The 1,052-nt window shown below is 66.5% G+C and carries 1 pseudogene; it reads left to right on the forward strand.

What is annotated here, in order from left to right:
• Positions 1–704: 704 nt before the first annotated feature.
• Positions 705–1,052, forward strand: a pseudogene (locus G3I71_RS44755) (group II intron reverse transcriptase/maturase); the annotation flags it as partial.

Here is a 1,052-nt window from a genome sequence, read left to right on the forward strand (position 1 = left end):
AGATGACGTGAGTCTCACGTCGCGTCGTCTTCCGGCCGGGGCAGTTCGAGTAGCGCTCTCCGCCAGCTGGCTTTGCCCGTGACAGTTGTGGTCTGTCACAGATCTTGGTTGCGCCGTGAGGCGCTGTTGGTTCGAGTGGAGGTGGAAGACCTGCACCAACCTGCTGTCGCAGCAGTCGGGTTGAAGCTGAGGGCAGCCTGATCCGGGTGATGCTGGGGAGGGCGAGAGCGGCCCTGACAAAGCCGGGACGTATCCAGTACTGCCAGATGGGGCGGGTCCGGCGAGCGTGATGGAGAGGAGTACACGAGGAACCGGCGTTTTACGTCTCTTAAAGTGACTCCGGCTCGAACCTGGCGGATCAGGGCCGGTAGCGGTGCGTATCCAGGTCATCCTTTCGGGTGGTCTGACAACTCCTGGGTCGGTCTTCAAGAGCTGGCCGGGAGGCCACGAGGAAAGCCTGCGGCGTACTCGTGGCGATGCCGCAGGGACACAGTCGGGCTCCTACTCCATCGAGCGAACCACAGTGAACACGGGAACCGTCCCGAACCTCGCCCCGTCGCCTGCCTCCAGCATGCCGGCCGGGCTGAGCGCATCGACCGCTGATCGGACCGGGACGGGGCGGAGCCGCCGTAGTACTCGGAGCCGGGGAAAGCCCGGAACAGGGGGAAGGGCGGCAGCAGTTACGAGAAGGGAAGGAGACTGCAATGCCAGAAGACGCACCGCCGAACGGCGGCGCTCCGGTCGGACCGGCCCCGCTGGGGTCCTCGGGTCGGGTACTGGAGATGCAGACCAAGCCTCACCGTTGGACGGTGGCCGATCCCGGCCGCCGGTTCGATGGCCTGTTCAACTTCGTGCACGACCCGGCGACGCTGATGATGGCGTTCGACCGGGTCGCGGGCAACAAAGGAGCCCGGACAGCCGGCGTGGACGGCCTGACGGCCGCCGACGCCGCCTCGACTCCGGGATTCCTGACAGCCCTGCGTGCGGCCCTGAAGACCGGATCGTTCCGGCCGCTTCCGGTGAGGGAACGCAAGATCCCCAAGCCGGGCGGC

Origin of the sequence: Streptomyces sp. SID12501, from assembly GCF_010550245.1 — a bacterium.
In the GTDB taxonomy this organism is placed as follows: Bacteria; Actinomycetota; Actinomycetes; order Streptomycetales; family Streptomycetaceae; genus Streptomyces.